Source organism: Arthrobacter sp. R4-81 (assembly GCF_054792365.1).
The window spans coordinates 568,204-591,737 of the sequence record NZ_CP096445.1 but is presented as its reverse complement, the minus strand read 5'-3'; the positions used below and the strand labels follow the sequence as shown (position 1 = coordinate 591,737).

Here is a 23,534-nt window from a genome sequence, read left to right as displayed (position 1 = left end):
ACAAGCGCCCCCACGAACCTGGCGATCCGGATCCGCCCCGGCGACAATGGCATTCAGAAGGACCGCCCCTCGGCAGCGAGCCCCTCCTGCCTCATATCGTCTAGCGCGTGATGGCCACAACGTAGATCCCCAACACACCCAGCACGAGCACCGCCGAAGCCGTCCACAGCACTGACCGGACGTTGGGGCCCATCAGCCCCCGGCTGATCCCCTCCCCGTGCAGGGTGTAGCGGGTGCGTTGGGTAACAAAAATGGCGGCGGCCGTGAGGCAGGATATCCCCCACAGGGTCAGGACAAAGAGACCGTGCTGTTCGATCCACCGCAGGAAGATTGTACTGACGGTTGCCAGCGCCAGCATGGTCCTGCCCCAGGCGAGTGATGTCCGTTCGGGCTGAAGACCGGGGTCACTGTGGAGCCGGACCGGAGGCTGTCCGTCGCTGCTGCCCATGATCAGGAGAGAAGTACCAGAAACACGACGACGGCGGCCACTACTGCGCCGCCGATGCCCAGAATCGGCGCAATGAGCGGCAGCGGCAGGGGCAGTCCGTGCCGCAGGCTGCGCTCAACGTTGATCCAGCGCACGGCCGATCCCCCGCTGATGAACATGCCCAGGAGCAGCAGAATGATGGAGAGCGCCTTGCGGACAGGCTCCTGGAAAAGATCCCCGGTAAAGGCCTCGACGGCGACGCCCCCGGCAAGGAAAGCAAGCGACGTCCGGATCCAGGCCAGGAAGGTGCGCTCGTTGGCCAACGTGAACCGGGGATCGGGTTCGTTTCCGCCGGCCAGCAACCTTTCGGCAATTCGGCCCCGTTTTTTGATCACTGTTACTCCGCCCGGGGCTTCCAGACAACCAGCGCTTGGGAGCGTGCCCTCGGCCGCTGGCCCCTGGCCAGGGTGACGACGTCGCCGGCTGCACCAGCGGCGAAAATCCTCGCATCCAAAGGACGACGCCGCTGGCTCAGTTCCTCGGTCAGCTCACTCACCCGGCGCTGCAGGGCGGCTACCTGGTTTTCAAGCTGCAGGATCCGCTTGATGCCCTCCAGGGAGACGCCCTCCTGCGAGAGCCTTTGCACTTCCCGGAGCATGTTCACGTCTCGCTGCGAATATCGCCGTGACTTCCCGGGCGCACGGCGCGGCGAAACGATGCCCAGGCGGTCATACTGGCGCAGGGTCTGAGGGTGCATGTCAGCGAGCTCCGCCGCCACCGAAATAACGAAGATTGGCTGGTCGAACTCGATGTCCATGCACCCTCCTAAAGTCGGGCCTTCGCTGCCAACCCGGCGCGCACGTCGGCATCCGCCGTAGCTGCAGCAAAAGCCTTGACAGCTTCTTCGGCTTCCTTGGTGAGCTTTTTGGGAACCGCGACGTCGATGGTCACCAAGAGATCCCCGGCCCCCTTGGAGGTCTTGACGCCGCGGCCCTTTACTCGCAGAGTGCGTCCGGAGGGCGTGCCCGCCGGGACACGGACCTTGACCTTGTCGCCGTCGATCGTGGGGACCTCGATGTCCGCACCAAGCGCAGCCTCGGGGAAGGAGACCGGCACGTGGATCCGCAGGTTGTCGCCGTCGCGGGTGTAGAACTCATGCGGCTTCACATTAACTGTCACCATGAGGTCTCCGTTACCGGCGGGGCCGTACTGCCCCTTCCCGCGGACACGGACCTTCTGGCCGTCCTTGATGCCGGCCGGAACACGGACATCGATGACCTCGCCGTCGGGCTCACGCAGGCCTATGGTGGTGCCGCGGATGGAGCCGGCGAAAGAAATGGTGGTGTTGGCGGTACGATCGGCGCCTTTCTGGGGTGCCCGCTGATAGCCGGCGGGTGCGCCGCCGAAACCGCCACCGAACAGGTCCGCGAACTCAGGCGGGACACCTCCCGCAGTGCTGAAGCCACCTGAGTGCCGGCCGCCACCGCCCGTGAACAGGCCACCGAAGAGGTCCTCGAACCCGGCGTTTCCGCCGCCGGCGCCGCCCGGGGCGAAGCGGGCACCGCTGCCCATGGCCCGGATGGCGTCATACTGCTGGCGCTCATCAGGATCCGAGAGCACGGAATAGGCCTCGGAGATGTCCTTGAACTTCTTCTCCGAGGCGGTGTTTCCTGAGTTTGTATCAGGGTGGTGCTGACGGGCCAGCTTACGGTAGGCCTTCTTGATGTCAGCATCGGAAGCGTCCTTGGCGATTCCAAGGATCGCGTAAAAGTCCTTGTCCACCCAGTCCTGGCTAGCCAATGGCGTTTCCTTTCAAATCTGTGTGCCGAGATGACAGTTCACGGCAATGTTCTTTCGAATCACTGCCGCGAACTGTCATCTCGATGGGGTAATGCTAGGCCGGAACCGCGACAATAACCTGTGCCGCGCGGAGGACCCGGTCACCGGACTTGTAGCCCGAGCGCAGAACCTGGCTCACGGTGTCGAGTTCCACCTCGCCTGGCTGCTGGATGAGGGCCTCGTGGATCGTGGGATCGAACTCCACTCCGGTCTCATCGATGCGTACCAGTCCGTAGGTCTTCAGCGCATTCTCCAGCTTGGCGGCGATCGCGGCGAACGGTCCGTCCGCGAGGTCGCCGTGCTGGCGGGCAGCATCGACGTCGTCCAGCACCGGGAGAAGGGAGTTCAGGACGCCGATGACGGCCATCTCCCCTGCCACGGCGCGGTCACGTTCCACCCTCTTGCGGTAGTTGACGTACTCAGCCTGAAGCCTGCGGAGATCGTTCCTGAGCTCCTCGGCTTCGGCAGAAGCGACACCCTGCGCCACCGATTCCTCGGCCGGCACCTCAACACTGTTGAGGATGTCCTCAACCTGCGACAACGCGTCTCCGTCCAGTTCTTCCGAACCTGGTTCGCCGGAACCGGACTGTGGGCCAGCACTGCCGGCCTGCGCCTCGTTGTCCGGTCGCCTGGTCTGTCCGGTCTCCGGGTCAACCTTGCGGTTATCCCGGATCACGGGCTTCTGCGTCTCGTTTTCGCTCTGCTGGCTCCCCCGCTGCTGGCTTTTCCGCTCGGCCCGGTCTTCGGAAGAAACGTGCTCTTCTTCGTTACCGTGATGGGGCATGGCTACTTCTTCTCTTCTTCGTCGACGATTTCGGCGTCAACGATGTCTTCGTCAGAAGTGGAACCAGCTGCACCTGCGGGACCACCCTCAGCACCCGCTGCGCCCGTTTCACCGTTCGGTGATCCGGCCTGGGCGTAGATGGCCTCGCCGAGCTTAGTCTGGGAAGCCTGCAGCTTCTCAAACGCGGTCTTCACAGCGGCGTCGTCGGTGCCTTCGAGCGCCTTCTTGAGGTCGTCGACGTCGGCCTTCACGGAGGTCTTGACGTCCTCCGGCAGCTTGTCGTCGTTGTCGGCGATCAGCTTGTCCACGGAGTATGCGAGCTGCTCGGCAGTGTTGCGGGTATCCGTTGCCTCACGGCGTGCCTTGTCCTCTGCGGCGTGCTCCTCGGCGTCACGGACCATGCGGTCGATGTCTTCCTTGGAGAGGGCGGTGCCACCGGTGATGGTCATGGACTGTTCCTTGCCGGTGCCCTTGTCCTTCGCGGAGACGTGAACAATGCCGTTGGCGTCGATGTCGAAAGTGACCTCGACCTGCGGGACACCACGAGGGGCCGGAGCAATGCCGGTCAGCTCGAACGTGCCCAGCGGCTTGTTGTCGCGGGTGAACTCACGCTCGCCCTGGAAGACCTGGATGGCCACCGAGGGCTGGTTGTCATCAGCCGTGGTGAAGGTCTCGGACCGCTTGGTGGGGATGGCTGTGTTGCGCTCGATGAGGTGGGTCATCACGCCGCCCTTGGTCTCGATGCCGAGGGACAGCGGGGTGACGTCGATCAGCAGAACGTCCTTGCGCTCACCCTTCAGGACACCGGCCTGCAGAGCGGCACCAACGGCCACAACCTCGTCCGGGTTTACACCCTTGTTCGGTTCCTTGCCGCCGGCGAGTTCCTTCACGAGCTCGTACACAGCGGGCATACGGGTGGAACCGCCCACCAGCACGATGTGGTCGATGTCCGAAAGCTTGATACCGGCTTCCGTGATGACATCGTGGAACGGCTTCTTGGTGCGGTCCAGGAGGTCCTTGGTCAGGTCCTGGAACTTGGCACGGGTGAGCTGCTCGTCCAGGTGGACCGGGCCGTCGGGGGTGACGGACAGGTACTGCAGGGAGACGTTGGTGCTGCTGGAGGAGGAGAGCTCCTTCTTCGCCTGCTCGGCTGCTTCGCGGAGACGCTGCAGCGCGATCTTGTCCTTGGAGAGGTCGATGCCCTTAATCTTGAGCTGCTTGAGCAAGTACTCCACAACGCGGTTGTCCCAGTCGTCGCCGCCGAGGCGGTTGTCACCGGCGGTGGCGCGCACCTGGATGGTGGAGAATTCGTCTTCGTCCTTACCAACTTCAAGGAGGGAAACGTCGAACGTTCCGCCGCCGAGGTCGAAGACCAGGATGAGCTCGTCTTCCTTGCCCTTGTCCAGGCCGTAAGCCAGGGCGGCCGCGGTGGGCTCGTTGACGATGCGCAGGACGTTCAGGCCAGCGATCTCGCCGGCCTCCTTGGTGGCCTGGCGTTCGGCATCGTTGAAGTAAGCCGGAACGGTGACGACGGCGTCCGTGACTTTTTCGCCCAGGTACGACTCGGCGTCGTTCTTCAGCTTCATGAGGATACGCGCGGAAATTTCCTGCGCGGTGTACTTCTTGCCATCAATGTCGACGTTCCAGTCAGTGCCCATGTGGCGCTTGACGGAGGAGATGGTGCGGTCGATGTTGTTGACGGCCTGGCGCTTGGCGATTTCACCAACCAGGACTTCGCCGGACTTGGAGAACGCAACGACCGACGGCGTGGTGCGGCCACCCTCGGCGTTGGCAATGACGGTGGGCTCGCCACCTTCGAGAACGGAGACGACGGAGTTGGTGGTTCCGAGGTCGATACCTACTGCACGTGACATGTGTTGCTTCCTTCTTTCCTTGGAAACTAGCTGGCCCCGGTGCTCGAACCCGTTGAAACGCTTGTCGCAATCGGTGTCGAAAATCAGGGCACGCCCGGTTGTTGAGCGATCTACACTCAACTTTACTCAGGAGCAGCACGTTGTCAATCCAAGTTGAGCGCACTCCACTCAACTTTGGTTTTTGGCCGGAGCGAGTCCGGATGGCCTCCTCTTCAGTCAGTCACAGTCAGCCGAACCGCTAGTCCCGCTGGACGCGACCCTCCGTATCGTCGTCATCACGGCCGGGCACGACGTCGTCGCCGGTTGCGTTCCGCTGGCTCTGCGTCAGCCCGGAAGGGTCCACCTTTCCGGCATCGCCGTAGTCACCCTCCTCATATTCACCTTCCACGGGCGCTGTAACGGGTTCATCCACAACACCGGCATCCCCATAGTCACCGTCGACGTACTGGCCACCCTCCCCCTCCAGGGCCGGGTTGGGCGTGCTGGTGTGGCGCTTTTCTTCGCGCGAGGTTTCGAACTCTTCATTCTCGGACATGAATGGATTCCTCCTCAGTCAGTGGCGCCCAGGCGGGCACAGTGGCAGTCTATCGACGCCGCAGTTCGCATGACAGAGCCCCACGCATCCGGTACGGGACAGCCCCGGTGGCCTAGTTGCGGATCAGTAACGGCTATTCGAAGCGGGTTGCAGTCACTGCGGTGTTGGACCGGATGAGTCCGAAAGTCGCCGTTACCGCCCCGAGGGCAAGAAGCAGGCTTAGGCCCAGGGCCATGAAGTAGTCAGCCGTGGGCCACGTGACCTTATAAGTGTCGTCGATGCTTGTGACCATCAGCCAGGCCACAAGAAACCCGAGTCCGATCGACAACAGCAGCACGGCCAGGAGGGGGACGGCAGCTCCCGCGCGATGATCCTGCGTATGACGGACACCGGCATCCCCATCAACCGCATCAGACCGAGCACTCTCGCCCTATCCAGCACGGCGGAGGCTGTGGCAACGGCCAGGGAGATTCCGGCAATTGCGGTCGCCACGAACATGCCCAAGTAAGCGAGTACAGCAAGGCCCTGGACGATGAGTGTGCCGGTCTGCAGTTTGCTGTCGGCCACTGAAGCGGCGGGCATGGCGGTGATGCCTGAACTGTTCAGGACTGTCCGTGCCCGATCCATCGCTTCGGGCGAGCCGTCGGTGTCGATCATCATCACCACCGGATGCAGTCCCTCTACTTTGTCGGTAGCAGCGGCGCTCAGCGGTACGGGCTGCGCAGTCCAGAAGTAGAGGAAGGAGAAATCGAAAGCAACTCCTGTTCCCGGGATGTGCTCAAATCCCAGCTTGGGAGCATCGGCAGCCCTGATGGTGATGTCAGGTATGGAAGCTGCTCCCAAGAGTGGTGTTTGGGCGTAGCCAATGACAGCACTTCTGATTCCCGGGAGCTCCTCCGCCCGCCCAGCGACCTCTAGCACCTCGGCAGGGGAACGCCCCTCGGCTAGGGTCGCGTGCAAGGCAGTGTGCTGCAACAGGCCAGGGCGGGCAGGCGCCACATCTTCGGCCTGGATAATGCTGGATCCCCCGGCGAAGACCGAGACGACGAACACCGCAATAACCAACCCCGACACGGATCGGAAGGTGGCCACGGGGGTCCTCCCGATCCGGCTCGCCGCGATGACTGCAGAGGCATGGCGCGCTCGGGCTAATCCCAGGCGGCTCGCGAAGAGAGTCAGCCACGGGCCGATCACCACTAGGTTGCCCCCAATGGCCCGATTCCGGTGCGAGCTGTGCGGAAGCCAGCCACAAGCACGGAAGCCGTGACCACCAGAACTACGACGGCGGCGGCAGGCCTGGCTTCAGCCTTCCAGCACGGTGTCGTTCAGATGTTCCCCGTAGTACGACGACTGGTTTTGCATCAGCTCGCTCATTGAGGTCCCTCGCGGCACTCCATAGACAGTGCCAGGGAAGTCAAGGGTCCGCTGGACTTTCCAGATCTCCTCATGGCGTTCGGGGGAAAGGATGCTGACGGGATCACCTACCGCCACCCAACCAATGGGCACTACCGCTCCGGCCTCGAGCCTGGAGTTCACCTGAACTACGCCGTTGATGCGCACTTCCGCTCCCGCACCTATGAACGAGCCGGGAAAAAGCGAAGCCCCTGTTGCAACAAAGGCCTCTGTTTCCAGAGTGGCACCGTTTATGTGCGCGTGTGGCCCCACCATCACACAGTCTCCGATGAGGGCTGGATGCCCCAAGCGCCCGCGCACCAAGGCGTTCTCCATCACCACAACATTCCGGCCAATGCGGACCTCGCCATCCTCCGCGGTTACCACTGCGCCATGGAGTATCCGGGTTCCCTCGCCGATGACCACGGCACCCGACACTACGGCCGTGGGCGCAACATATGCGGAGGGATGGATGGACGGGCGGGCATCGCGGTGCTCAAGCAACATCCAGTCATCCTAGCCTTGGCTTCCGTTGGCCCGCTCCCCCTGCTACCAACGTTGTACCTCACTGCTTCCAACGTTGTACCCTGATGGCAGGGCAGTCTTCCTGCCCGTTCGCGGGGGAAGGAGTGGCTGTGTCGGTCACAATCAGGGATGTTGCACGGGTCAGCGGCTTTTCCATCAAGACGGTGTCCAACGTGATCAACGGGCATCCCCAGCTGCGTCCCGAAACCAAACAGCGGGTTGAAGACGCCATAAAGCAGCTGGGTTACCGACCTAATCTCTCCGCACGGAACCTGCGGTCCGGCAGGTCTGGGGTCATCGGGTTGATCATTCCCGATCTCACCACCGCGTATTTCGCCGAGCTCGCCGACGCGATTATGCGTGCCGCCGCAGTCAAGGGGCTTGCGGTGCTGATCGAACCGATCGGCAGCGGCCGCGAAAACGAACTCGCGGCGCTCCAAGGCCAGCACCGCCACATGGTCGATGGGGTGATCTACAGTTCCCTCACGCTGGGTGCGGCAGACGCCGACCTCCTGAAGCGCGTCGACACGCCGCTGGTGGTCCTCGGCGATACGTCATTCGATGGCCAGGTGGACAGAATCACGATGGCGAACACGGCTGGTGCGTGCGCAGCGACTGAACATCTGTTGTCAACGGGCCGGCGTCGTATTCTGGCCCTGGCTGCCCACGAGGGTGACATCGTCGCCTCAGCGGAACTCCGTATGGCTGGTTACCGCGAGGCCATTGAGGCAGCTGGCCTGCCTTTTGATCCCCAACTGGTCTGCTACGCGGAATCCTGGCATCGTCGCGGCGGTGCGGCAGCCATGACCAGATTGCTTGAAGAGGGTGTACTGTTCGACGGCGTATTCGCCTTCAACGACACCCTGGCTCTTGGAGCGATGCGTGTGCTGCAGGAATCCGGCCGGCGCATTCCCCAGGATGTTGCGATCGTGGGCTTCGATGACCTGGATGAAACGCGCTACTCCCTGCCGGCACTTTCAACAGTGAACCCGCGAAGGGATGAGATCGCCACGGCTGCGGTGGAGACCCTGCTTCGCCGGATCGAAGGTGGGTCGGAGCTGGAAGCAGTCGAGCTTGAGACAGGATTTTCCCTCGAAATCCGAGAGTCCTCCGGCACCTCCAGGGAAAAGGCTCCGTCCGCAACGAACGCCGCCTGAAGAAAATCGCGTGAAGGTCTTGACCCCTCGGCAATAGCGCTGCATGCTTGGTACAACGTTTACTTACAACGTTTACCCTACGGTTTGTAATCAGGTTCAGGGACACGGAAGTCCCACTCATTGAAAGGGCTGACATGAATAGGTCGCTCACACTCCTTACTGCGGTTGCTGCCGCGTCGCTGGTCCTGACCTCCTGCTCCGGCGCAGGGGCAGGCTCCGAAAACAAGGAAGGCTCCAAGGCGGAGCTCACGTTCTGGCACGGCTACACTGAAGCCGACGGCAAGGTCTTGAACAAGATCGTGGAGGACTTCAACTCCTCCCAAAACGAGATCAGCATCAAGGTCCAAACCAACCCCTGGTCCGTCATCGACGACACGCTGCTGCCGGCACTGTCCTCCGGAAACGGACCGGACATTGTCGCCATGCCCGCTGAACGCCTCCCGGTATACGCCGACAAGGGCGCCTTCGTCGAACTCGATGACCTCTACAAAGACCCCAACAGCAATCTGGACAAGCTGGTCCCGGCCGCAGCCGACATGGAGAGCGTCAACGGACACAAGTACGGTGTGCCATCCGGCTTCGTACCCCTGGCGATGTTCTACAACAAGGACCTCTTTGCCAAGGCCGGCATTACCACTCCCCCCGCCACTTGGGATGAATGGATCGCAGCGGCCAAGAAGCTTACTGTGGACGCGAACGGTGACGGTACGCCCGAGCAGTTCGGGCTCGGCCTCCCGGACCACGCCACCGTAGCCAATGGTGTCTGGCCCTCTCTCTTCTACGGAAACGGCGGAGACATCGTCAAGGACGGCAAAGCCGTCGTCGACTCGCCTGAAAATGCTGAAACCCTGAAGACCTGGGTTGATGCCATCCGCAACGACAAGATCTCCCCGGCGGGCCTGGACGGTATTGCCGGCGACAAACTCTTCAGCAGCGGGAAGGCCGCCATGTATCTCGGCGGGCCCTGGATGTCCTCGATTGCCAAGGAAAACAACATCGACTATGGCATCGCCGCCATTCCCGCCGGCCCCGAAGACCAGGCCGCATCGGCCATCGGCGTCTCCATGGCCATCACCAAGCAGAAGGACGATTCCAAGGCCGCTGCCGCGCAGAAGTTCTTCAGCTATTTCCTGCAAAAGGACCAGGCGACCGCCTGGTCGCTGGGTTCGGGATGGCCCCCACTGCGCTCGGACATTCCCGCCGCTGATGTTGCCGCGAACCCGGTAGTGGAAGCCCTGACGAAGCAGTCTGAGTTCGGCCGGCCCCTTCTGCCCGGCGTCGTGAACAGCACCGATGTCCTCACAGCCGTGGACAAGCTGACCCAGCGAGCCGTGGCCGGCGAAAACGTCCAGGACCTGTTGGACGAGACACAGACCTCGATCCAAAAGATCCTCGACACCAAGTAATCAAGACCGGATGCGGCGCCTCCTCCCGGGCGCCGCATCCTTAGAAAGAAGCTCCCCATGAGCACGACAGTGCACAAAAAACCGCTGGAGACACGGCGGTACCGGGCTCCCGCGCCCCTCGGCGGCCGCCGCAACCCTGCCATCGGCCAGCGTCGCAAGAACTTCCAGGCGCTGGCATTCCTTCTCCCGGCCCTCGTGGTCCTCGGCGCCTTCACAGCCTGGCCCATGTTCTCCGCTCTCCGCCTGTCCTTCACCGACGCCAGCGGCTTCGGCAAAGAGGAATGGGTGGGCTTTGAGAACTACGCCCGTATCTTCACCGACCCCGTCATCATCAACGCCGTCGTCAATACCGCTCTTTATGCACTGTTGTTTACACCGACGGCGGTGGCCCTCGCGTTGGCCCTGGCCCTGCTGCTGAACGATCCTAGGCTGCCATTCCGTGGATTCTTCCGCACCGCCCTGTTCCTGCCATTCATCATCAGCCTCGCCGTCGCCGCTATCGCCTGGGCCTACCTGATCGACCCCCAGGTCGGGTTGCTGAACTACTGGCTTGGTAACGCCGGAATCCGGATTGGAAACGTCCTGCAGGATCCCGTCCTTGCCATGCCGGCCGTCGCATTCGTCGCCGTCTGGAAAAGCTTCGGCTTCTACATGGTCATCTTCCTCGCCGGACTCCAGGAAATCCCCGGAAGCCTCTACGAGGCCGCCCGCGTCGACGGAGCAGGACCTTGGACGCGCTTCCGGCATGTGACTATGCCGATGCTCTCCAACACCACCGCGTTCGTCCTGATCTTCGCCCTCATCGCCGCATTGCAGGCCTTCGACCAGATCTACGTCATGACCGGCGGCGGCCCATACGGCCACACCGAAACCGTCGTCATGCAGATCTACACGTCCGGCTTCCGCAAGCTCGACGTCGGTTTCGCCTCCGCGCTGTCCTATGTACTGCTCGCCGCCACATTGCTGCTGAGCGTTATCCAGTTCGTCTTCTTCGGAAAACGCGAACGGGAAGGTGACTGATGTCCACAACACTCCGCCCACGTCTGGCTTCCCGGTTCGCCGGAGCCGGCATGCGTGCCCCGAAACGGTCCACGTTCAACCGCGCTCTGGTGGTCGCACTGCTGGCCTTGGCCACCGCGGTGATCCTGCTGCCCATCGCAATCATTGTCTTCACGGCTTTCAAGCCCGCCGCCGAGGTCAATGCCTTCCCGCCCACGCTCGTACCGGGTCAGTGGACGCTGGATAACTTCGCAAGGATCTTCCAGGAACTGCCCTTTGCGCGGCTGATCGCCAACAGCTTCATCTTCGCAGGCGGCGTCACGCTGTTTGCCCTGTTGTTTGACTCCCTGGCTGCCTATGCCTTGGCGAGGATTGACTTCACCGGCAAGAAATTCCTGCTCATCGCCATTATCGCCAGTCTGATGATCCCGTTCCAAGCCACTCTCGTGCCGGTCTACCAGCTCGCCAGCGACCTCGGGTGGGTCAATTCCTTCGCCGCCCTGATCATCCCCCGGGCTGCGGACGCCTTCGGGATCTTCTTCCTGCGTCAGTTCTTCCTTTCCCTGCCCAGGGATTTAGATAACGCGGCCCGCATCGACGGCGCTTCCGAGTGGCGGGTCTACTGGAACATCATCCTGCCCAATGCCATGCCGGCCATCCTGACCCTGGGCGTCTTCGTGTTCGTCAACAACTGGAACGACCTGCTCTGGCCGCTGATCTTCACCACAGACAAGGACATGGGCACCCTCACCTCGGGACTGACCCTCCTGACCGGCCCAGGCGGAATCGTCCCTTACGGCGTGATGATGGCAGGAGCCCTCGTGGCCATCCTCCCCCTTGCCGCCATCTTTATGTTTGTCCAACGCCGCTTCATCGAAAGCGTCGCCACCACCGGATTGAAGTGAGTAGAAATTTGAACTGGTACCAAGACGGGCGTCTGCACTTCGGCCTCGGCATCGAAGATACGTTCATCCCCCAGGAGCGCCCCGGGGAACGCTCCCTTGACGAATACGACCTCACGCAGCACTACAGGTTCTGGCACCAGGATCTTGGCCTGGCCAAGGAAGCCGGCGGCGAATTCCTCCGCTGGGGAATCCCCTGGTATCGGATCAACCCCGAACCGGGAGTGTGGAAGTGGGAGTGGCTGGACAAAGTCATGGACCGTTTCGCCGAACTTGAACTCACGCCGCTGGTGGACCTCATGCACTACGGGACCCCGACCTGGCTGGACAACCAGTTCCTGAACTCCAGCTACCCCGAACGCGTCGCGGACTACTCCGCCCGCGTCGCCGCCCGCTACGCAGACACAGTAGTGGACTACACCCCTGTTAACGAGCCAATGATCCACACGCTGTTCTCGGGCAAGTTCGGACACTGGCCACCGTACCTGTCAGGGGACGATGGGCTGGTCGCCCTGGTATGCAATCTGTCCAAGGGCTTTGTCCTGGCCCAGCAAAACATGGCAGAGGTCCTCGGGGACCGCGCGATCTTCACCCATGTAGACGCCGGTTTCCGGTTCGTTAGCGACTCCGCTGACGGCGCGCACGACGAGGAAATCCGGCACCTCACTGCGCGTTCCTACCTCGTTGAAGACCTCGTCACCGGCAAGGTGAACGCCAACCACGAGCTCGCGTCATGGCTCAGCCGCCATGGGATGACGGACTACGACCTGAGCTGGCACCAGGACAACGTCGTGCTTCCCGATGTCATGGGTGTGAACTACTATCCCCTGCACTCCACGGAACTGCTCGAAGCCGGGAAACCCCGGCGCGGCGACATCTCCGACCCGCGCGCGGTCCGCAATGACTGGACCGAAGGGCTGGCCGATGTCCTCACCAACTATGGGCAGCGGTACGGCGCCCCGGTAGCCCTTACTGAAACATGCCTCACCGGCTCCTACGACCGGCGCCTGGAGTGGTTAGACGCGTCAGTGGAATGCGTGCAGCAGTTGCGCGCCGCTGGACAGAACATCGTCGGCTACACCTGGTGGCCCGTCACGGACATGTACGAATGGACCTACCGCTACGGAACCGAACCCCTGGAACACTACCGGCTGACCATGGGCCTGTGGGACCTGGTGCCGGATGAAATCGGTACCCTCCACCGCGTCAAAAACCCCGTAGCGGACCGATTCCTGCACCACGCAACCAAGGCCATCGCCGACACCACCCCAAACTCCGTAGTCGTCCTTGAACAGGAAAGAAGCCCGTGGCCACTGCACGCCTGACCCTTGATCCTCGGCGCACCATCGGTGTCATCAACCGCCGCATGTTTGGTTCCTTCGTTGAGCATCTCGGCCGCAGCGTCTACGACGGAATCTACGAACCCGGGCACGAACACGCCGATACAGCCGGATTCCGAAACGACGTCAAGGAACTCGTAAAGGAACTGGGCATCTCCGCCATCCGCTACCCCGGCGGCAACTTTGTATCAGGCTTCAAATGGGAAGACAGCGTCGGTCCCGTCGAGCAACGCCCGCGGCGACTCGATCTCGCTTGGCACTCTACCGAGACGAACGCAGTGGGACTCCACGAATTCGCGGGCTGGCTAGAAGAAATCGGCAGCGAACTCATGCTTGCCGTCAACCTCGGAACCCGAGGAACCCAGGAAGCCTTGGAGCTGCTGGAGTACTGCAATCTCCCCTACGGCACAGCACTGGCGTCCGAGCGTTCCGGCAACGGCCGGGACAAGCCGTTCAACATAAAGATGTGGTGCCTCGGCAACGAAATGGACGGACCCTGGCAAATCGGGCACCGCAGTGCAGAAGACTACGGCAAGCTCGCCTCCCAAACCGCCAAGGCCATGCGCCAGCTGGACCCCTCCATCGAACTTGTTGCCTGTGGATCATCCAGCGCCGATATGCCTACGTTCGGCGAATGGGAACGCGTCGTCCTCAACCACACCTACGAAGACGTCGACTTCATCTCCTGCCACGCCTACTACGAAATCAAGAACGATGACCTCGGAAGCTTCCTCGCATCGGCGGCGAACATGGACCGCTTCATCAACTCCGTCACGGCCACCGCAGATCACATCAAGGCCGTCCGCGGCAGCAACAAAACCCTGAACATCTCTTTTGATGAATGGAATGTCTGGTACAACGAACGCTTCGAAAAAGTCGACAAAATCACAGGAATCGACAACTGGCCTGTAGCCCCGCGTCTCCTGGAAGACACCTACACCGTCGCGGACGCCGTCGTCGTCGGGAACCTGCTGATCTCGCTCCTCAACCACGCCGACCGGGTCACCTCCGCATCCCTGGCCCAACTGGTCAACGTCATCGCCCCCATCATGACCGAACCAGGCGGACCGGCCTGGAAACAGACCACGTTCTTCCCGTTCGCTCTGACCTCCAACAACACCCGCGGATCCGCTCTCGACACCGGGCTGGAAAGCGAAACCTACGACACTGCCATGCACGGCACTGTCCGTATTGTTGATGCGGCTGCCAGCTACGATCCCGCAGACGGGAAGGCATCGGTTTTCCTGGTGAACCGCAGCACCCACGGGCCGTCGACAGTCACCATCGACACCAGCCACCTCGGAAACGTAAAGATCATGGACGCACAGACCCTGACGGACTCCGACGTCTTAGCAGCCAACACACTGAGTAACCCCCAACGCGTGCAGCTCCAACCCTTGGAAGGGATCGAACAGCAGGCAGGCTCCATCACCCTGACGCTGCCCCCCGTATCCTGGACCGCACTCCTCCTGACCAACACTCCCGCGCCGGCCTAGGAAGCTAGACCCGCGGCGCCCACTGCGATTCAGGTTCCCCCGCCCGCCGCTCGCATCCCCCAAAAACACACATCGGAGAAGGAATGAAACATGTCTCGCCAGGTTCAACCATGCCCCGCTACTTTGCTGGGCCGGGAGGAGCCAGACCGCTCATAGCCGGCGTACTGCTGGTCCTCTTGGTGGTTCTACAGCACAATTCACCGCAGCGACTCCGGCATCGGCAGTCACCACGGGAAACGGCGCCCTCGTCTACTCCCCACCAGCGGGCTCCTCGTTCAACCCCGAGGGCGGTCGCGCTGCTGGCACCACGTACCCCAAAGTCATCACGCTGAAGAACAACGGAACCGCCAACGGAACACTGCTGGCAACGTTCGACAAACTGGTCCTGACCAACGGAGTACAGACCTACCCGATCCACCGCAGCACCGATAACGGAACCACGTGGACCAAGATCTCCGATGTAAATCCCAGCATCAACTTCCCCGCGCTGACCCGTACCGCTCAGCCATACCTCTTTGAACTGCCCCAACAAGTGGGCAACCTGCCGGCCGGGACCGTTCTGCTCGCAGGCATGATCATGCCAGAGGACAGGTCGAGCAGCAGACTCGTTGTCTACAAGAGCCTGGACAAGGGAGTCACTTGGTCCTTCCAGAGCACCATCGACTCCGGCGGCCCGGCTGTGTACGACCCGAGCCCCACCTCCTCCACCACCACCGTGTGGGAGCCTTCGCTCGCCATCGATGGACTGGGCGGCCTCGTCGCCTACTTCTCCGACGAACGACAGAAAGCCAACGGCGTGCTGCAGGCAGTGTCCTACCGCCGCTCCACCGATGGCGGTCTCACCTGGGGTGCCTTGGCCAACGTATCCGCTCCGCCGAACAACAGCGACCGCCCCGGCATGATCACCGTGACCAAAATGCAGGATGGCCGCTACTTGGCCACTTTCGAAGTGGTGAACCGCCCAAGCCAGGGTCAGAACACAGCTCCCGTCTACTTCAAGATTTCACCGGACGGCCTGAACTGGTCCCCCGAGGCCAGCATCGGCACCAAAGTAGCCCTTCAGGACGGCCGGGGAATAGGATCGTCCCCCTACGTCAAATGGGTCCCGACCGGCGGTCCAAAGGGCATGGTAATCATCGCCTCAAAGTGGTCCCTGGATGCCTCCGGAACCATCGACGGGGGCCAGAACTTCTACGTCAACTACAACCTCGGCGACGGCCCGTGGGAACGCCTGCCGTTCGCCGTCACTTATGATGCCACCGACACCCAGGGCGGCTCCTTCACCGGATTCGCGCAAGGATTCGATACCAGCGTCGACGGGAGAACCCTCTACCAGGCTGCCAACGTCGAAAACCTCACCACTACCTATAACGACGTCAGAGTCGGCTCTATCCCCTTGGACGCTCAACAGTACGAAGCCGAACGCGCAGTACGTCAGGATACGGCCCTGGTCACAGACCCCGATACGTCCAATGGGGCCAAGGTCGGCAACATCAACAACACCGGCAGCTCCGTCACGTTCACTGTCAGGGTGCCGGCAGCCGGAGCCTACACCCTAAACATGCGCTACTCCAACGGAACAGGCGCCACCAGCTCCCACTTCGTCAAAGTCAACGGAGGAGCCGCGAGCACGTTGAACTACCCGGCCACAGTCGACTGGGGACGCTACGGCTGGGCGCAGATGACGGCCACCCTTGCCGCGGGAACCAACACCGTCTCCTTTAGCAAGGCGGGCTCATTCGCTGAGCTGGACACTCTCCACGTCTACCGCGCATCCGCCGGACTGGACCCGCAATTTCGCATCGTCAACCGCAACAGCGGAAAATCACTGGAAATCCTAGGAGCTTCCACCGCTGACGGTGCAGGGGCCGGACAGTGGGGCGACACCGGCAACCCCACCCAACTGTGGAACGTCAGCCAGGCCACCGGCGGAATCCAACTGACAAACGTCAACAGCGGCAAACTGCTCGAAATCGGCTCTGCCGCAACAGCAAGCGGAGTGCAGGCAACACAATGGAGCCCGACCGGGAATGCCACCCAGGTCTGGTCACCCACCGTCAGCGGCGGCTGGTGGAAACTCGTGAATGCCAACAGCGGAAAGCTGCTTGAAATAGCGGGCGCTTCCACTGCCGACGGAGCCATCGCGCAGCAATACACCGCCAACGGCTTCACTTGCCAGCAATGGAAACTTGTACGCGAAGGCATTCAATAGCAACCCATTAGGGCACACTGCGAAGAAAGAGTCGACAAAGCGGGGAAGGCTCCTGTCCACCACGATGGGCAGGGACCTTCCTCGTCGTTTTGATGGTTGTGGTTGACCCCGGGCTTGTGCCCGATACCCCCTAGGGGTATATTGAGCGTGTTGTCAGTGAAGTGGTATGTCCAGGCCGGAAGTCCGGCCGTCACAGCCGTTCAACCCCAGCGCCATAACTTCTTCTAGGAATGGACCTGACATGCGCGAAACAGAAGACGCAAAAGGACTGCAGGAGTCAACGACCCCCGGAACCGCCATGGCCGCTGCGGACGGCCATCAGCATCACGACCACAGTGGGCATCAGCACCACGATCATGGTCACGGTCACCAGACGACTGAAAGCCCCGCGACTCATGGCCTCAACAGTCATGAGGCACACGGCCGGGACGATGATCACGTGGTGCACAGCCACGGCCAGCATGCCGGACACAGCACCGCCATGTTCAAGAACAGGTTCTGGCTGACCCTGGCATTGTCAGTGCCAGTGGTGTACTTCAGCCCGATGGTCGGGCATCTGCTCGGCTACATGGCACCGGTCTTTCCCGGATCGAGCTGGATCCCTCCGGTACTGGGAACAGTCATTTTTCTATACGGCGGCCAACCATTCCTGACGGGCGGCCTGAAAGAACTGAAGTCCAGACGCCCCGGCATGATGCTGCTCATCGGCATGGCCATCAGCGTTGCCTTTGTAGCGTCCTGGGCCACGAGCCTTGGCATCGGCGGATTCGACCTCGACTTCTGGTGGGAACTGGCCCTGCTCGTAGCGATCATGCTGCTGGGGCACTGGATCGAAATGCGTGCCCTTGGTTCTGCCCAAGGCGCCCTTGATGCCCTGGCGGCACTGCTTCCTGACGAGGCCGAGCGGGTCACAGAATCAGGTACTGAAACGGTCAGCGTCTCCGAACTCAGGGCCGGTGATGTCGTCCTCGTCCGCTCCGGTGCACGGATGCCTGCGGACGGCACTGTGATCGATGGCCAAGCCGAGTTCGACGAATCCATGATCACCGGCGAGTCAAAGACTGTTACGCGCGCCCCGGATGACCAGGTCATCGCCGGAACGGTTGCTACGGACAACGCCGTGAGGGTCCGGGTTACGGCCGTCGGCGAAGACACTGCCCTTGCCGGTATCCAGCGCCTGGTCGCGGAAGCACAGGCGTCGTCGTCCAGGGCCCAGGCTCTCGCGGACAGAGCAGCAGCCTTCCTCTTCTACTTCGCCGCCGTCGCGGGCATCATCACGTTCATCGCCTGGACGCTGCTCGGGAGCGTCCCCGACGCCGTCACCCGCACCGTCACCGTTCTGGTGATCGCCTGCCCCCACGCTCTTGGCCTTGCCATCCCGCTGGTCATCGCTATCTCCACCGAACAGGCGGCCCGGGCCGGTGTGCTGATCAAGAACCGGATGGCCCTGGAACGCATGCGGACGGTCGACGTCGTCCTGTTCGACAAGACGGGAACGCTTACCAAAGGAGAGCCTGAGCTCAAGGACGCTGCAAGTGCAGACGGTGTCAGCCGGAATCAATTGCTGGCGCTGGCTGCCGCGGTTGAGTCCGACAGCGAACACCCGGTGGCCCGTGCAGTGGTCCGTGCCGCTCAGCGGGAATCACTGGACATTCCCCAGGCCACAGACTTCACGTCGCTGACAGGGAGGGGCGTTCGAGCCACGGTTGACGGCCGCAGCGTTCAGGTGGGCGGCCCCGCATTGCTCCGCGAACTGGGAATCACCGAGCCTCAAGAGCTGTCGCAGGCTACCCGAGTCTGGATGGACCGCGGCGCTGCCGTTTTGCACGTCGTCGACGGCGGAAAGGTCCTTGGCGCCGTAACTCTCGAGGACGCCGTCCGCACCGAATCACGGCAGGCCGTGAAGGCGCTGCAGGACCGTGGCGTCAAGGTGGCCATGATCACCGGAGATGCCAAGCAGGTAGCGCAGGCCGTTGGATCCGAGCTGGGTATTGACGAGGTCTTCGCCGAGGTCCTTCCGGCGGACAAGGACAAGAAAGTGGCAGAGCTGCAGGCCCGCGGGCTGAAAGTTGCAATGGTGGGCGACGGCGTCAACGATGCGCCCGCTCTGGCGCGGGCAGAGGTGGGCATTGCCATCGGCGCCGGCACTGACGTCGCGATGGAGTCGGCGGGAGTCGTTCTTGCCGGCAACGACCCCCGGGCAGTCCTCTCGATGGTGGACCTCTCCCGCGCTAGCTACGGAAAGATGTGGCAGAACCTCGTGTGGGCCACCGGCTACAACGTCCTCGCCGTCCCCCTGGCCGCCGGAGTGCTGGCATTCGCTGGCGTGTCGCTTTCCCCTGCTGCCGGTGCTGTCCTGATGTCAGCCTCGACGATCGTGGTTGCGTTGAATGCGCAACTGCTGCGGCGCGTGAAACTGAGCCCCGCCCACGTCCGGTGAGCTGCCGCCGACGTTGATTAGTTGATTAACAGTAAGGCAGCTGCTCAGAACGGTAGCCTTGAAACCGCCTGCATCATTGGAAGGAGGGAACGCCATGACCCGGGACCGGACTCTTGATGCCACTGCATTCTTGCGCAAGATAGGCCTGCTCGCCGCGGTCCTCTGGATCATCGGCGGCATCTTCGGTATGCACGTCATAAGCCCGGCGCACTCTGCTCAGCATCACGCAACAACTCATCAGCTGACGGCCTCGCACCATGACCCGGCCTCGCACCACGATGCGGCAGGTCACGATGATGCGGCAGGCCACCTCCACGCAACGGCCCCGGACGTGACCGCCGCGTCGTTCTGGGACCAGTGCTCATGCTCAGGTGATTGCACCAGCATGGAGGGGACCCCGGCGTCGTGTACCCTCTCAACGAACACAACCTCCCTGGCCGCACCGTTTCCAGGCCGCACCTGGGTGGGGGCCGACACCAATGCCAGACCTGCGAACAGTGCTGCTGTCCACTGGAACTTCTATCCATCCAGCCTTTCTCCAGGCGAACTGTCCATCAGTCGGACGTAAAAACAGGCACTCGATCGCAACGATGACCTGGACCATCCCGACGGCGCAAAGCGCCACATCAAACTTGAAGGATCCGACTGATGAACAAGAAGACGTTTTTGACCCTGTCCGCCACCACCCTCGCCGCCACTCTTGCCCTTGCCGGATGTGCTGCTGATTCCGGATCCGGCGGGCACAACATGCCCGGCATGGACCACAGCACCACGGCCGCCTCTCCGTCCGGCAGTGCAACCGCGACAGCCGTGCTCCATAACGCGGCCGACACGGTGTTTGCCCAGATGATGATCCCGCACCACGCCCAAGCCGTGGAAATGAGCGACATGGTGCTGGAAAAGCAGGATATCCCGGCTCCGGTGAGGGACTTGGCCGCCAGGATCAAGGCCGCCCAAGGCCCGGAGATTGAAACGATGACCGGGTGGCTCAAGAGCTGGAACGAATCCGCAACGGCCCACTCCGGTCACGGCATGGAGGGCATGATGAGCGAAGCGGACCTAGCACAGCTGGAAGCCGCTCAGGGAACGGAAGCTGCGAAGCTTTTCCTGAACCAGATGATCACCCACCACGAAGGCGCTGTGACAATGGCCAAAGCCGAGTCAACAGACGGAGCGAACCCGGACGCCGTGAATCTCAGCAAGGTGATCGTGACTGCACAGGAAGCGGAGATCGTCGAAATGCGGAACCTGCTGGGCACTCTCTAACCGGCCGCCGCAGGCCGAGCCTGCGCTGTTAGTCGCTGCCCGCCGTCGTTCGTTCCAGGACCCACCGGCGGGCAGCGGCGGCTGCAGCCCGGCTTGCTGTTGTTCGCCGGAGACTAGGTCGCCCCATCCCATTGGGCGCTGATCGCGGTGCCGCCGTTGGCTAAGACCCGCGCCTGCCCGTTGGGCGCATAGCCGACGGTAACATGGAGGTCACCGCCAGGGTGGTAGATGCGGGCGTCGTGCTGATAGTTCAGCAACGATGCCAGGTCGCTCCGGACTGCATCCCGTTTCCCATTGGCCGAGACGAACAGGAAACCGGCAGTTGATCCATACAGGACTGCGTCCCCGTCGAGCTTCCACCATCCCCGGCGCGCATCTCGGATGGTCCCCTCAGCGAGGTTGACACCGCCTATCCCAGTGAACGCTGTGTCAGCACTGCCTGGGCGGGCGAAATCAGCGAACGCGGCACCGAGTGGAATGCCGCCCGACAGGTTGTCCTGAACCCAGCCCGCGATTACAGCGTGGCCCCGCTCATTGGGATGGCCGTCATAGTAGTTCCATTCAGGGCGTCCCACCCTCAGCCAAGGTCCGCCTTCGACGTATGGGACGGTGGAGGGCAGGGTGCGACGGATTGCAGCGTCCACCTGGAGGAGCTGCGGGGACGGTGTGCTGTGGATCCACATCGGGGAAATCACCGTTATCTGAGCGGCTGGGGCCGCCAGCTTCACAGCTTCCAGGGTGGCGCGGACGGCGGCTTCAAGCTCGGCATTCGGGCGGTTCAGGCTTGCGTCATTGATTCCACCGCTGATCAGGACAGTCTCTGTATCTGCCGGAATGCCCTGCGCCTGTTGAAGGAACGTGGCGCCTGCGCCACGATTTATGTACCCGGAGCCGGGCACAGCCTTGTTGATCTCCACTGCGCCCCGGCTGGCGGCGTAGAGGGTAGTCCACCGCTTGGACGGATCCGGAAGCATGTACCCGGACCCGAAACTATCACCGATGATGGCGAGCTTTCCGCTGGTTACGGTGGCTGATGCCCGTTCGACCGGCAATGATGGCGATAGCGACAGGAGCAGGCAGCAGACCAGCAACAAAGGCACCAGCCGAAGTGCGGACGATCCCTCGATTTGTTTCCTGGAGTCCTTTGATAGCAATATTCTGAACACCCTGCCCCCCCCGGTCAGTTCCCCTAGCGCCCGGACCCCTTTAGTGCTTTCCCTAACCTGGGTCCCCTTGCTGGAATTTTTGCGTGCACCACTCAAGGACCCATCTGTTTCTTCACAGCATCAAGGAAGGAACACACAACTAAAGCTCAAGTTCGCGGGGCAGCTACGTTTTTCTGAACGGCCGCGGGCTTTTTGAGGAACGCTGCGACCACCAGCCCTGTGGCAAGGCACATGCCTGCGTTGACCCAGATTGCGAGGGTGACGCCACTGAGAACGGCCGGGGCATCGGTTGATCCTCGGGCGACCAACTGTCCGGCAAAAATGGCGCTCATGATGGGGATGCCCATAGTGATGCCGATCTGCTGGCTCATGGTGGCCAAACCAGTGGCGAGTCCCCGCTCCCCCTCCGGCAGCCCGGAGGTGGCTGTGACCATGAAGCCGACGATGACAACCAGGTTGGCAACACCGCCCACAAAGGTGGCGGCCAGAAGCAGCGCGATGGAGGCGGGGTCGTTGCTCAGCATGACCAGGGAGGCTGTCGCGATGGCCTGGACGAGGAAGCCGTAAACGATAGCCCGTTTGTGCCCCACCTTGCCGATGATCTTCGGGCCGAGGATTCCGCCCAGGACGGTTCCCAGTCCCAGCACGGCGAACGCTAGCCCTGCGCCCAGTGGGGTGTAACCCAGCACCTGCTGGAGGTACAGGGTCAGCAGGAACACCAGAGAGGTTTCGGTCACAAAAGCCAGAACACCCGCGGTGTTGCCCCAGGCGACGGTGGAGCGCCTGAGGATCGCCAGTGGCACGAGTGGGAATTCTGCCCGTCGCTCCACGGCGGTGAAGGCAAGGAACATCGCCGCTGCCGCTGCCAACGAACCCAGCGTTAGCGGGTCTGTCCAGGAGTTCTCTGCTGCATGCGTCATGCCGAATACGAGGGCAAGGAGGCCTAAGGTGACGGTGATTGCGCCGGGGACGTCCAGCCTTGTTTTGGTTGTTGGCCTGCTCTCGGCCAATACGACCGGTGCAATGGCCAGTACGGCAACTGCAACCGGGACGTTGATGAAGAACGCCCAGCGCCAGCTGAAGGTATCGGTGAGGAGCCCGCCCAGGATGGCGCCCGCGGTGAAGCCGGCCGCCATCAGCGCCCCGTTGAGGCCCAGTGCCTTGTCCCGTAGTGGGCCCTCCGGAAATGAGCCCAGCAACAGTGCCAGGGCCGCAGGGACGACCATAGCCGTGGCAACGCCTTGGCCTATACGGGCGATCAGCAGGATCGCGGGGTCAATCGCCAGACCTCCCATCAGCGAAGCGGCGCCCAGCAGGGCCATGCCTGTGAGAAACATCTTGCGCCTGCCTGCCAGGTCGGCGACCCTGCCGAACAGGAGGGTAAGGCCCGCAGCACAAAGGGAAAATGCCGTGGCGATCCATTGCAGGTTCTCCAGGCTGAAGCCGACGTCGGCGCCAATAGTGGGCAGGGCGACGTTGAGGATGGAGAAGTCGACGGCGAGCGTAAAACTTGCGGTCAGGAGCACGATCAGGGCTAGCCGCTGCTTGCCGCTCATGCCCTGAATCGATGAGGTGTTGGGAGTAGGCGGCCTCAGTAGTGTGTCTGGATCGATGGTCTCGGGCTGAGTGGTCATGAGAGTGGTCCTTGTCTACTTATCCGAGCCGCCAAGGCTGCGGGCGGCATCCTCAGCTTTGAGGAATCCAGCAAGATCAACCACACCCCGCTGTGGGTACCCCTGCCAGTGACAGGACAACTACTCCTGTTACCGGCAGA

General features: G+C 62.3%; 23 protein-coding genes. 10 read left to right on the top strand and 13 right to left on the bottom strand.

Annotated elements, in window-relative coordinates; translation table 11 throughout:
- Positions 1 to 100: 100 nt before the first annotated feature.
- The 10 genes from M1E05_RS02745 to M1E05_RS02700 form a co-directional block, all read right to left on the bottom strand.
- On the bottom strand, positions 101 to 448 hold the full coding sequence (locus M1E05_RS02745; protein WP_458112298.1) for a DUF202 domain-containing protein: 348 nt from the start codon (positions 446 to 448) through the stop codon (positions 101 to 103).
- Between the two features lie 2 nt (positions 449 to 450).
- The gene (locus M1E05_RS02740; RefSeq protein ID WP_458112299.1) at positions 451 to 822 is read right to left on the bottom strand and encodes a YidH family protein; all 372 of its coding nucleotides are present in this window, start codon (positions 820 to 822) and stop codon (positions 451 to 453) included.
- A 2-nt stretch (positions 823 to 824) separates the two neighbouring features.
- A complete protein-coding gene (locus M1E05_RS02735; RefSeq protein ID WP_309106316.1) occupies positions 825 to 1,244 on the bottom strand; it encodes a heat shock protein transcriptional repressor HspR in 420 nt (139 codons plus the stop codon).
- Positions 1,245 to 1,252: 8 nt separating this feature from the next.
- Positions 1,253 to 2,227 carry a DnaJ C-terminal domain-containing protein gene (locus tag M1E05_RS02730; RefSeq protein WP_458112300.1) on the bottom strand — a complete coding sequence of 325 codons (975 nt, stop codon included), beginning with the start codon at positions 2,225 to 2,227 and terminating at the stop codon, positions 1,253 to 1,255.
- A gap of 94 nt (positions 2,228 to 2,321) precedes the next feature.
- Positions 2,322 to 3,050: a nucleotide exchange factor GrpE gene (locus M1E05_RS02725; RefSeq protein ID WP_458112301.1), complete on the bottom strand. Its 729-nt coding sequence runs from the start codon at positions 3,048 to 3,050 to the stop codon at positions 2,322 to 2,324.
- Between the two features lie 2 nt (positions 3,051 to 3,052).
- On the bottom strand, positions 3,053 to 4,924 hold the full coding sequence (gene dnaK / locus M1E05_RS02720) for a molecular chaperone DnaK (protein ID WP_458112302.1): 1,872 nt from the start codon (positions 4,922 to 4,924) through the stop codon (positions 3,053 to 3,055).
- A gap of 238 nt (positions 4,925 to 5,162) precedes the next feature.
- Positions 5,163 to 5,459 (bottom strand): hypothetical protein, encoded by a 297-nt coding sequence (locus tag M1E05_RS02715; RefSeq protein ID WP_461164361.1) that lies wholly within the window; start codon positions 5,457 to 5,459, stop codon positions 5,163 to 5,165.
- Positions 5,460 to 5,592: 133 nt separating this feature from the next.
- Complete coding sequence (locus M1E05_RS02710; RefSeq protein ID WP_461164360.1) at positions 5,593 to 5,751, bottom strand: hypothetical protein; 159 nt, start codon at positions 5,749 to 5,751, stop codon at positions 5,593 to 5,595.
- Positions 5,751 to 6,551 (bottom strand): hypothetical protein, encoded by an 801-nt coding sequence (locus M1E05_RS02705; protein ID WP_461164359.1) that lies wholly within the window; start codon positions 6,549 to 6,551, stop codon positions 5,751 to 5,753. Before M1E05_RS02705 ends, M1E05_RS02710 begins: the two co-directional genes overlap by 1 nt.
- A gap of 210 nt (positions 6,552 to 6,761) precedes the next feature.
- A complete protein-coding gene (locus M1E05_RS02700; protein WP_461164358.1) occupies positions 6,762 to 7,358 on the bottom strand; it encodes a gamma carbonic anhydrase family protein in 597 nt (198 codons plus the stop codon).
- Between the two features lie 128 nt (positions 7,359 to 7,486).
- Here M1E05_RS02700 and M1E05_RS02695 point away from each other — a divergent pair, with 128 nt between their 5' ends.
- The 7 genes from M1E05_RS02695 to M1E05_RS02665 all read left to right on the top strand — a co-directional run bounded on the left by M1E05_RS02695 (position 7,487) and on the right by M1E05_RS02665 (position 16,888).
- Entirely contained in the window at positions 7,487 to 8,533 is a 1,047-nt protein-coding gene (locus M1E05_RS02695) for a LacI family DNA-binding transcriptional regulator (RefSeq protein ID WP_458112306.1), read from the top strand.
- A 134-nt stretch (positions 8,534 to 8,667) separates the two neighbouring features.
- Positions 8,668 to 9,939 (top strand): ABC transporter substrate-binding protein, encoded by a 1,272-nt coding sequence (locus M1E05_RS02690; RefSeq protein ID WP_461164357.1) that lies wholly within the window; start codon positions 8,668 to 8,670, stop codon positions 9,937 to 9,939.
- Between the two features lie 57 nt (positions 9,940 to 9,996).
- Positions 9,997 to 10,959: a carbohydrate ABC transporter permease gene (locus M1E05_RS02685; RefSeq protein WP_458112308.1), complete on the top strand. Its 963-nt coding sequence runs from the start codon at positions 9,997 to 9,999 to the stop codon at positions 10,957 to 10,959.
- On the top strand, positions 10,959 to 11,843 hold the full coding sequence (locus M1E05_RS02680) for a carbohydrate ABC transporter permease (RefSeq protein WP_458112309.1): 885 nt from the start codon (positions 10,959 to 10,961) through the stop codon (positions 11,841 to 11,843). Before M1E05_RS02685 ends, M1E05_RS02680 begins: the two co-directional genes overlap by 1 nt.
- Positions 11,840 to 13,165 carry a family 1 glycosylhydrolase gene (locus tag M1E05_RS02675; RefSeq protein ID WP_461164356.1) on the top strand — a complete coding sequence of 442 codons (1,326 nt, stop codon included), beginning with the start codon at positions 11,840 to 11,842 and terminating at the stop codon, positions 13,163 to 13,165. The genes M1E05_RS02680 and M1E05_RS02675 overlap by 4 nt, the downstream gene beginning before the upstream one ends.
- A complete protein-coding gene (gene arfA, locus M1E05_RS02670) occupies positions 13,147 to 14,676 on the top strand; it encodes an arabinosylfuranosidase ArfA (RefSeq protein WP_458112311.1) in 1,530 nt (509 codons plus the stop codon). Before M1E05_RS02675 ends, arfA begins: the two co-directional genes overlap by 19 nt.
- Before the next feature lie 22 nt (positions 14,677 to 14,698).
- On the top strand, positions 14,699 to 16,888 hold the full coding sequence (locus M1E05_RS02665) for an RICIN domain-containing protein (protein WP_461165181.1): 2,190 nt from the start codon (positions 14,699 to 14,701) through the stop codon (positions 16,886 to 16,888).
- A gap of 277 nt (positions 16,889 to 17,165) precedes the next feature.
- Here M1E05_RS02665 and M1E05_RS02660 read toward each other — a convergent pair whose 3' ends face one another.
- Entirely contained in the window at positions 17,166 to 17,360 is a 195-nt protein-coding gene (locus M1E05_RS02660) for a hypothetical protein (protein ID WP_461164355.1), read from the bottom strand.
- A 9-nt stretch (positions 17,361 to 17,369) separates the two neighbouring features.
- Between M1E05_RS02660 and M1E05_RS02655 the strand changes: the two genes are divergently transcribed.
- From M1E05_RS02655 to M1E05_RS02645, 3 genes are all read left to right on the top strand, one after another.
- Entirely contained in the window at positions 17,370 to 19,328 is a 1,959-nt protein-coding gene (locus tag M1E05_RS02655; protein WP_461164354.1) for a copper-translocating P-type ATPase, read from the top strand.
- A gap of 94 nt (positions 19,329 to 19,422) precedes the next feature.
- Positions 19,423 to 19,896 (top strand): hypothetical protein, encoded by a 474-nt coding sequence (locus M1E05_RS02650; RefSeq protein ID WP_461164353.1) that lies wholly within the window; start codon positions 19,423 to 19,425, stop codon positions 19,894 to 19,896.
- Positions 19,897 to 19,976: 80 nt separating this feature from the next.
- Positions 19,977 to 20,594 carry a DUF305 domain-containing protein gene (locus M1E05_RS02645; RefSeq protein ID WP_458112316.1) on the top strand — a complete coding sequence of 206 codons (618 nt, stop codon included), beginning with the start codon at positions 19,977 to 19,979 and terminating at the stop codon, positions 20,592 to 20,594.
- 113 nt (positions 20,595 to 20,707) lie between these two features.
- On the opposite strand, the gene M1E05_RS02640 is transcribed toward M1E05_RS02645, so the two are convergent.
- Both M1E05_RS02640 and M1E05_RS02635 read right to left on the bottom strand, forming a co-directional pair.
- Positions 20,708 to 21,694, bottom strand: a complete 987-nt coding sequence (locus tag M1E05_RS02640) for an SGNH/GDSL hydrolase family protein (RefSeq protein WP_461164352.1) — start codon at positions 21,692 to 21,694, stop codon at positions 20,708 to 20,710.
- Between the two features lie 212 nt (positions 21,695 to 21,906).
- Entirely contained in the window at positions 21,907 to 23,316 is a 1,410-nt protein-coding gene (locus tag M1E05_RS02635; protein ID WP_461165180.1) for an MFS transporter, read from the bottom strand.
- Positions 23,317 to 23,534: the final 218 nt, after the last annotated feature.